11 protein-coding genes are annotated in these 8,278 nt (G+C 29.9%); 10 read left to right on the forward strand and 1 reads right to left on the reverse strand.

From position 1 onward, the window contains the following. The 7 genes from QNK89_RS06580 to QNK89_RS06610 all read left to right on the forward strand — a co-directional run. Positions 1–598 (forward strand): PDZ domain-containing protein (locus tag QNK89_RS06580; RefSeq protein ID WP_340170225.1); only part of this gene is annotated, 598 nt, incomplete at its 5' end. A gap of 216 nt (positions 599–814) precedes the next feature. Then, positions 815–2,263, forward strand: a complete 1,449-nt coding sequence (locus QNK89_RS06585) for a glyceraldehyde-3-phosphate dehydrogenase (protein ID WP_340170226.1) — start codon at positions 815–817, stop codon at positions 2,261–2,263. Between the two features lie 256 nt (positions 2,264–2,519). Beyond that, positions 2,520–2,909, forward strand: coding sequence for a hypothetical protein (locus tag QNK89_RS06590; RefSeq protein ID WP_340170227.1), 390 nt, complete (start codon positions 2,520–2,522; stop codon positions 2,907–2,909). A 4-nt stretch (positions 2,910–2,913) separates the two neighbouring features. Further along, positions 2,914–3,657: a hypothetical protein gene (locus tag QNK89_RS06595; RefSeq protein WP_340170228.1), complete on the forward strand. Its 744-nt coding sequence runs from the start codon at positions 2,914–2,916 to the stop codon at positions 3,655–3,657. Between the two features lie 143 nt (positions 3,658–3,800). After that, positions 3,801–4,430 (forward strand): tRNA (guanine-N1)-methyltransferase, encoded by a 630-nt coding sequence (locus tag QNK89_RS06600; protein WP_340170229.1) that lies wholly within the window; start codon positions 3,801–3,803, stop codon positions 4,428–4,430. A gap of 108 nt (positions 4,431–4,538) precedes the next feature. Beyond that, positions 4,539–4,673, forward strand: a complete 135-nt coding sequence (locus tag QNK89_RS06605; protein ID WP_340170230.1) for a hypothetical protein — start codon at positions 4,539–4,541, stop codon at positions 4,671–4,673. Between the two features lie 15 nt (positions 4,674–4,688). Then, a complete protein-coding gene (locus tag QNK89_RS06610; RefSeq protein ID WP_340170235.1) occupies positions 4,689–4,958 on the forward strand; it encodes a GNAT family N-acetyltransferase in 270 nt (89 codons plus the stop codon). Between the two features lie 390 nt (positions 4,959–5,348). Here the strand turns inward: QNK89_RS06610 and QNK89_RS06615 are convergent, their stop codons facing one another. Continuing rightward, positions 5,349–6,200, reverse strand: coding sequence for a GLPGLI family protein (locus tag QNK89_RS06615; protein WP_340170231.1), 852 nt, complete (start codon positions 6,198–6,200; stop codon positions 5,349–5,351). Between the two features lie 241 nt (positions 6,201–6,441). Here QNK89_RS06615 and trmD point away from each other — a divergent pair, with 241 nt between their 5' ends. The 3 genes from trmD (at position 6,442) to rplS (ending at position 8,131) form a co-directional block, all read left to right on the forward strand. Next, complete coding sequence (trmD, locus tag QNK89_RS06620; protein WP_340170232.1) at positions 6,442–7,119, forward strand: tRNA (guanosine(37)-N1)-methyltransferase TrmD; 678 nt, start codon at positions 6,442–6,444, stop codon at positions 7,117–7,119. 47 nt (positions 7,120–7,166) lie between these two features. Further along, on the forward strand, positions 7,167–7,652 hold the full coding sequence (locus QNK89_RS06625) for a GyrI-like domain-containing protein (RefSeq protein ID WP_340170233.1): 486 nt from the start codon (positions 7,167–7,169) through the stop codon (positions 7,650–7,652). A gap of 125 nt (positions 7,653–7,777) precedes the next feature. Further along, on the forward strand, positions 7,778–8,131 hold the full coding sequence (gene rplS, locus QNK89_RS06630; RefSeq protein WP_340170234.1) for a 50S ribosomal protein L19: 354 nt from the start codon (positions 7,778–7,780) through the stop codon (positions 8,129–8,131). Positions 8,132–8,278 lie beyond the last annotated feature (147 nt).

Raw genomic sequence — 8,278 nt, forward strand, 5'->3', positions numbered from 1 at the left:
GGAATTTGGTAATGTACAGAATGGAATTTTGGGTGTTACAGGAAATTCATTAAACAGTATTTATGCTGAAAAACTTGGTGTAGGAGAAACTGAAGGTTTTTATGTAGATGATGTTGAAGAAGATACTGGTGCTGAAATTGCAGGATTAAAGAGTGGAGATATTATTAAAAAAATTGATGGGATTGAAATTAATAAATTTTCAGATCTAAGAGGTTATTTAAACACTAAAAGACCAAATGATGTTGTTAATGTTTATTTTTTACGAAATGGAGAGCAAAAAGAAGCAAGTGTTACATTATTAAAAAACAATACTGTTATAATAAATAACATTGCAGTAATTAAGAATGCAAAACCTGAAGACTTAAGAAAATACAAAGTAGAAAGTGGTGTGAAAATTATAAAACTAGTTGGAGAATATGCAAAATATTTACGACAAGAAGGTATTGAGTCTGGAAATATTATTACTAAAATTAATGGTGTTTCTGTAAAATCTGTAGATGAGGTTCAAAAAATAATTAAAAACAAAGATCAATATACTCCCTTAGTTGTTGAATTAATCAACTCTTCTGATCAAGAATTAAAATATGGTTTTAGATAAACATCTTATAATTCTCAAAAACAAAAGCATTTTAGAACAAACTAAAGTGCTTTTGTTTTTTTATATAAAATCCTTTACGAAAACCTTTGAAATATATACTTTTGCAAAAATATTTAGCGAAACTAAATAGATTTAATGATAAACAATTAAGTCCAGCTGAAGAAAAAAATCAGTGAAACTAAAAACAATTTAACAACACACTAAATACCTAAACGAATGCCAGTTAAAGAAACCTACGAAAACGAATTAGCATTTCAAGCAGATAAACGTCGTGCTACTGTAGAATTTATTAAAATTGTTAGTGAACTTTGGTACGATAACTCTGTAGAATTAGTTCTTTTTAGAAACCAATTAATAGACCGAAACGTTAGCCAAATTTTAAACCTTCATGAATATGCTGGTGAGTTTGTACAAAAACCAATTTCAGTTTTTGATTCAGTAGAAATTGCTCAAGCTATTAAAACATTAGATTTTCCACCTGCTAAATTAGATATTGGTAAATTAACTTACGAATACCATATAGAGGAGGAAAAACATTCTAATGCACTTGCTTTTGTTTCTACTAAACTAAAAGGAGCAGGTAAAGCAGAAGAAATCACTCCTAAAGATGTCGTACTTTATGGTTTTGGACGAATTGGACGTTTAGTTGCTCGTGAATTAATGACAAGAACAGGAAAAGGAAGCCAATTGCGTTTACGTGCAATTGTAACACGTGGTAAAAACGATGCGGTTGTTTTAGAAAAAAGAGCTTCTTTATTACGTAACGATTCTGTTCATGGTGATTTCTCAGGTACTGTTTCAGTAGATTTAGAAAACGAATCTTTAATTATAAATGGTACAACAGTACGTGTCATTTCTGCTAACCAACCAGAAGATATAGATTATACAAAATACGATATTAACAATGCGTTAATTATCGATAATACTGGTGTTTTTAGAGACAAAGAAGCATTAACACGTTTAAAAAACTCTCCAGGAGCAGATAAAGTTTTATTAACTGCTCCAGGCAAAGGCGTTCCAAACATTGTGCATGGTGTAAATCATTTAGAAAACAATCCAGATGAAATAGACATATTCTCTGCAGCTTCTTGTACAACAAATGCTATTACTCCTATTTTGAAAGCAGTAGAAAACACATTTGGAGTTAAAAGTGGACATTTAGAAACTATTCATGCCTACACAAACGACCAAAATTTAGTAGATAATTTTCATAAAAAATATAGACGTGGTCGTGCTGCAGCATTAAACATGGTAATTACAGAAACTGGTGCTGGAGCAGCTGTATCTAAAGCTTTACCTAGTTTTGAAGGCAAACTAACATCTAACGCTATTAGAGTTCCTGTTCCTAATGGCTCTTTAGCCATACTAAATTTAGAATTAGAATCTAAAGCTAGTTTAGATAGTATGAATGCAACATTAAAAAAATATGCTTTAGAAGGTGACCTTGTAGAGCAAATTAAATATGAAATGAACGATGAGCTAGTATCTAGCGACATTGTTGGAAGTTCTGCTCCTTCTATTTACGATAGTAAAGCAACAATAGTGAGAAAAGACGGAAAAAATGCTATTCTTTATGTTTGGTACGATAACGAGTATGGTTATAGCCATCAAGTTATTCGTCTAGCAAAACATATTGCAAAAGTAAGACGTTTTACCTATTATTAATAGTGTAAATAGTTGATCTAAATAAATATAAAAATCTCACAAAGATTGTGAGATTTTTTTTGCTCAATATTTAACAAAATTACACGCAACCTTATTACATATTCTGCATCTATAAAAAAATAACGACTATGAACAAACCAACCAATAAAGTCTTTTATCTACTAATACTACTTGTTTTAAACTCGTTATTTGGGGAAAAGTAGATGATGGTGTTAATCCTCCTTTTGAGCCACAGCAACAATATGAAGCTGTAACCATGTTAAGAACAGAGTTTGAAAGTTCAACACAACTTTTACCAGCGGAACCTATTCTAGAAACCGGTAAAATTTATGTAAAAGACAACTTTCTATTTATAAACAAGCCAAATACAGGTTTTCATGTTTTCGATAATTCAAATCCTTCGGCTCCTGTAAACATGGCTTTTATAAAGGTATTAGGCTCAACAGACTTAAGTATAACAAACGAAATACTTTATATTAATAATGCTACAGATTTAATTGCTTTGAAACCAAATTTTACTAATAGCACTTTAGAAATCACAAAACGTATTAGTAATACATTTCCAGAGTTAGCATCACCAAATAATTGTTGTTACAATTACATAGCAGATAACGAAGTGATTATTAATTGGACTTTAATTGAATAGAAACATGAAAAAATATAACTTAATTTTAATTCTACTTTTTGTTTTTGCATGCGAATCTGACAGCAATGATATTGGAAACTTTAGTGCCTCTAATGAAATAACAGGACAAGGAGGATCTCTTGCTCGTTTTGCAACCTATGATAACTATTTATACACTGTAGATAATCAAGATTTAAATGTATTTAGTATTATTGATAACGAACAACCCGATCAAGTAAACGAAATACAAATTGGCTTTAACATCGAAACACTATTTAACTTTAAACAATTTCTCTTTATTGGCTCTCAAAATGGCATGTATATTTATAGTGTTGCAAATCCTGAAACTCCAGAATATATATCTGAAGCTCTACATTTTACAGCATGTGATCCTGTTGTTGCAAACGAAACTCATGCGTTTGTAACCTTACATTCAGATATTGGGTGTGGTAATACCTTAAACCAATTAGAAATTTATAATATTGAAGATATTCAAAATCCAGTGTTACTTTCTACTAGAAACTTAACAAAACCTATTGGCCTTGGCTTATATAACGATTACCTTATTATTTGCGATGACGAAGTTAAAATTTTCGATATTTCAGACCCAATGAACATACAACTAGTTCATAACATAAATCATGATGCTTTTGATGTGATTATAAAAAACAACCAACTAATACTTGTTGGTGATTCTGGAGTTTACCAATACAGTTTAGACGAAAACAATATTCAAAACACTATAGAATTAAGCACCATTAACATCTAAACTATAGTTTTAAAACGTATATATAAAAGCTTCACTATTTGTGAGGCTTTTATGGTATAAAGCAACAAACTCGTTTAAACTTATTCAACAAAACTGAACAATATTTTTTACTTTCGCAGCAGCAAATAAACAACACATTAAAAATGAATCTTACAAAAGCTACATTACTATTATTACTAGCCTTTTTTACTCTACAAATTCAAGCCCAAACTGAAACTAGAGAAGAGTATGAAAAACGATCATTAGACAGTGGTTCTATAGAAAGCCAATTTGAGTATCTAACTAAAAAATCTTATGAATGGAAAGATCAGAGAGGACAACGTTACGAAGTGATTAGAATAGACTGGATAGAAAAACTAAAAGGAAACACTTTAGATTCTTTAAATGCTATACATAAATCACTTAACGATACCAAAAAAATAGTCGTTAACCGAAATGAAGAAATCTCAAAACTAAAAACTAGCTTATCTACAACTCAAGATAATTTAAACCAAACCAATACAGAGAAAGACAATATGTCTTTATTTGGTATTCAAATGAGTAAAGGCGCATACAATACATTAATGTGGTCTATTATTGCTGCATTATTAGCTTTAGCATTATTTTTTATGTATAAATTTAAAAATAGTAATGCCATTACAAAAGAAGCGAAGAAAACTTTAGAAGAAACCGAAGAAGAATTTCAAGAACATAGACGGTTTGCTTTAGAACGAGAACAAAAAGTTCGCAGACAATTACAAGATGAAATTAATAAACAAAAAAACGCAAATTAAATACATTTAAAACGTTTTAACCAAGTTCGTTTTAATTACACAATTTGAGAATCTGTAATTTTTTTTATTGTTTTTTTACTGTTTTATATTCACTTTTTAACCAACAGAATGATTATTATTAGAACAGAAATACGACATCTTAAAGACCTATTACCTTTATTCGATGACTATCGTGTTTTTTATAAACAAACTAGTGATCCTGAAGCTGCAAAACAATTTTTAAAAGTACGTTTAGAGAAATAAGACACAATAATTTATATCGCTTACGCGGAATACAAAGCTATAGGCTTTATGAACCTATTCCATAGTTTTACTTCTGTTTCAATGAAGCCAATCTATATCTTAAACGATTTGTTTATTCTAAAAAGCGAACGAAAAAAGGGAATTGGAGCTGCTTTATTAAAACAAGCAAAGGAAAAAACAAAAAAGGACGGCTATAAATTTGTTCTGCTACAAACCGAAACAAACAATCCTGCGAAGGATTTATACGAAAAATTAGGCTGGAAAAAAGATAAAGATTTACACTAAATTTGGCAAAATGAGAGCTTCAATTAAATTATGAAAACAACTTTTAAAATAGCAATCTTATTAATTTTAGCTGTAAATTTTAGCTTTTCTCAAGTTTAAATTAAATGATAATAAAATAAACCTACGCTGCATAATAGAAAGAACTGAAACCGAACAAATAGAAACTAATCTTAACACTGGCGAGACGTTTACAAGCTCTATAGAATGGATAGATGAGTGTACTCACATATTTACTTACCTAAAAACAAGCAGTAATATTCATGACTATGAAATTATTATAGGTAAAAAAATGATAGTAAACATAACAGATATTAAAGGCGATAAAATATATTTTAATTGCGCTATTGAAGAAATGGGATTTGAAATGACTTATTTCATGACTAGAGTAAATTAACGACCTCTACCTCCTCTATTATCTCTAAATTCCTTCATTTTATTTAAAATCATATCTTGATATTCAAGTTTAGTAACTTCTGTTCCTTTTTTTGGAGCTGCAATTTCTACTTCATCTCCAGCATTTAAAATAAGCTTAGAACATAGTAAGGTCGTATCTCCAGCGCTTACTTCTAGTATTAAGCCTGCAAGACCCCAATACTCTAGTGGTCCATGCCCAACAGGTATTTGTGGTGTAAACCAAGCTTCTACCTGGGTTATCTCTACCAACTCTGTTTCATCATCACCTGCTTCACTTGCATCTTTTTCTTTAGTTCTTAATTTATCCCATGAAAAAGCATACCATGTCAATTCATTAGAAGTTATTAATGCTGTTGCTTTAAAACAATTGTACTTTCCAATTTTTTTTTTTTCACCAGTTATTTTCCAAGTAATGGGTTGTAAACTATCTTTTACTAAAAATTGTTTACCATAAAATTCTTGATTCTGTATTTGAGTAATGGTTTTTATATTTTTGTATTGAGCTCCTGGAGTAAAGTTTTTTCCCCAAGAATCGGTTGCACCAGAAAGTGCATCTAACTTATCTTCCTCTTTAAATAAGGATTCTTCTTTATTAAAAGTTAATATGTAAGTTTTTTCTAATCTACCTTGCATTCTAGCCGCAACCTGTTTTTTTTGAGCTTCACTTAAGCGTGCTCCCCAATTTCCAAGGTCCATTCTGGTTTTAGACATATAATAAGCTTGCCCTTTAAAATCTTGAGAAGTTTTATTTGGTGTAATTAGATTATTTTGTAATGGAATTAATAACCCAAAAACTATTGTAGTGATTTTTATAAGTAGACCTTTCATTATTGTATATTTTGTCTAACAAATTTAAATAAAATTAAACATTAAGTGTTTTTATTATCAAAAAATTAACACCTCACTAAAATACTTATTACAACCATAAGATTACTTTAAAAAAGAGATTAATCGTGCTGTAAATTTAAATATAATAAAACTTAAAAACTAATATCTAATTAAACACTCCTGTTTTACTAATAAGTATTCAATCGATTTAATTTATCTTTGTATACATATAAGAAGCATAATGAGAATAGACATTATTACCGTTTTACCAGAATTACTTAAAAGCCCGTTTGAAGCATCAATTCTAAAACGTGCTATAGATGCTAATCTAGTATCTGTACACTTTCATAATTTAAGAGACTATACAACAGATAATTACAAATCTATAGACGACACACAGTTTGGTGGAGGAGCCGGAATGGTAATGAGTTGCAAACCTATAGACAAATGCATTACTGGATTAAAAGCTGAACGCGACTACGACGATGTTATATATATGACACCTGATGGCAACACCTTAAACCAAAGCATGGCAAATACGCTTTCGTTAAAAGAAAATATCATTATTCTTTGTGGTCATTATAAAGGTGTAGACCAACGTGTAAGAGATATGTTTGTAACTAGAGAAATATCGATTGGAGACTATGTATTATCTGGAGGAGAATTAGGTGCTGCTGTCTTGTGCGACTCTATAATTAGATTAATACCTGGAGTTCTAGGTAACGAAACTTCTGCACTAACAGATAGTTTTCAAGACAATCTTTTAGCACCTCCTATTTACACAAAACCTAGAGATTACAAGGGTTTCAAAGTGCCAGAGATTTTATTTAGCGGACATGCTGCAAACATAGAAAAATGGCGTGAAGAACAAGCTTATAAAAGAACAATAGAAAGAAGACCAGACTTACTAGAAGATTAATAATCTCTTTAAAAATCTAAAATATATTAAAAAGCCAAATCTTTAAAATGACTCAATCGCCAAAAATACTAGTTCTAGAATATAAAAAATTAGTTGGACAGTCTATTAATATGTCTTTGGTAGAAGATAAAACATTCGAATTATTCTCTAGTTTTATGCCTAGACAAAAAAACATAAAAAACGCGTTAAGTACAGATTTGTTAGAAGTATTAATATACAACAACAACTACCTTAAAAATTTTAGCCCAGAAAACACGTTCGTTAAGTGGGCAGCCATTGAGGTAAAAGATCATAATTCTATTCCAGCAGAAATGAAAACTTTAAATCTTGAAACAGGATTGTATGCTGTGTTTAATTATAAAGGGTTAGCAAAAGACTTTGGTGTTTTTATGTCCTATATATACCATAATTGGTTACCAAAATCTAAATACCAATTAGATAACAGACCACATTTTAATATTTTAGGTGATAAATACAAACATAACCAAGCAGATTCTGAAGAAACCGTTTGGATACCAATACAATTAAAATAATTTAAAAAGAATTAAAAAGTTATTGCAGATTAGTAATTAATACTTATTTTTGAAGCCAATTTCGGGTTAACCTCTGGCGATGTTCGCGAATGTTGTTCTGGATTAATATAAAAAAATAAATAAAGATGGAATCTTTAATTAAATTTGTACAAGACGAGTTTGTACCAAAAAAAGACTTTGCAGAATTTTCAGCAGGAGATACAATTACTGTATACTACGAAATTCGTGAAGGTGAAAAAAGTAGAACACAGTTTTTTAGAGGTGTTGTTTTACAAAGAAGAGGAACTGGAACATCAGAAACTTTTACTATTAGAAAAATGTCTGGAACAATTGGTGTAGAGCGTATCTTCCCAGTTAACTTACCTGCATTACAGAAGATTGAAGTAAACAAAAGAGGTCAAGTTCGTAGAGCTAGAATCTTTTACTTTAGAGGTCTTACTGGTAAGAAAGCTAGAATTAAAGAAGCGAGAAGAAAATAATCTACTCCTTTTAAATAACATTAAAAAGCCCATCTTAATTAAGATAGGCTTTTTACGTTATAAACAATTGTTAATAAACACAGTCTATAAGTAGTTAATAACTAGGGTTTTAAAAAACCATAATTACAATAATTATTTTTTAATTTA

This window comes from Lacinutrix sp. (genome assembly GCF_037625555.1).
Classification (GTDB): domain Bacteria; phylum Bacteroidota; class Bacteroidia; order Flavobacteriales; family Flavobacteriaceae; genus Lacinutrix.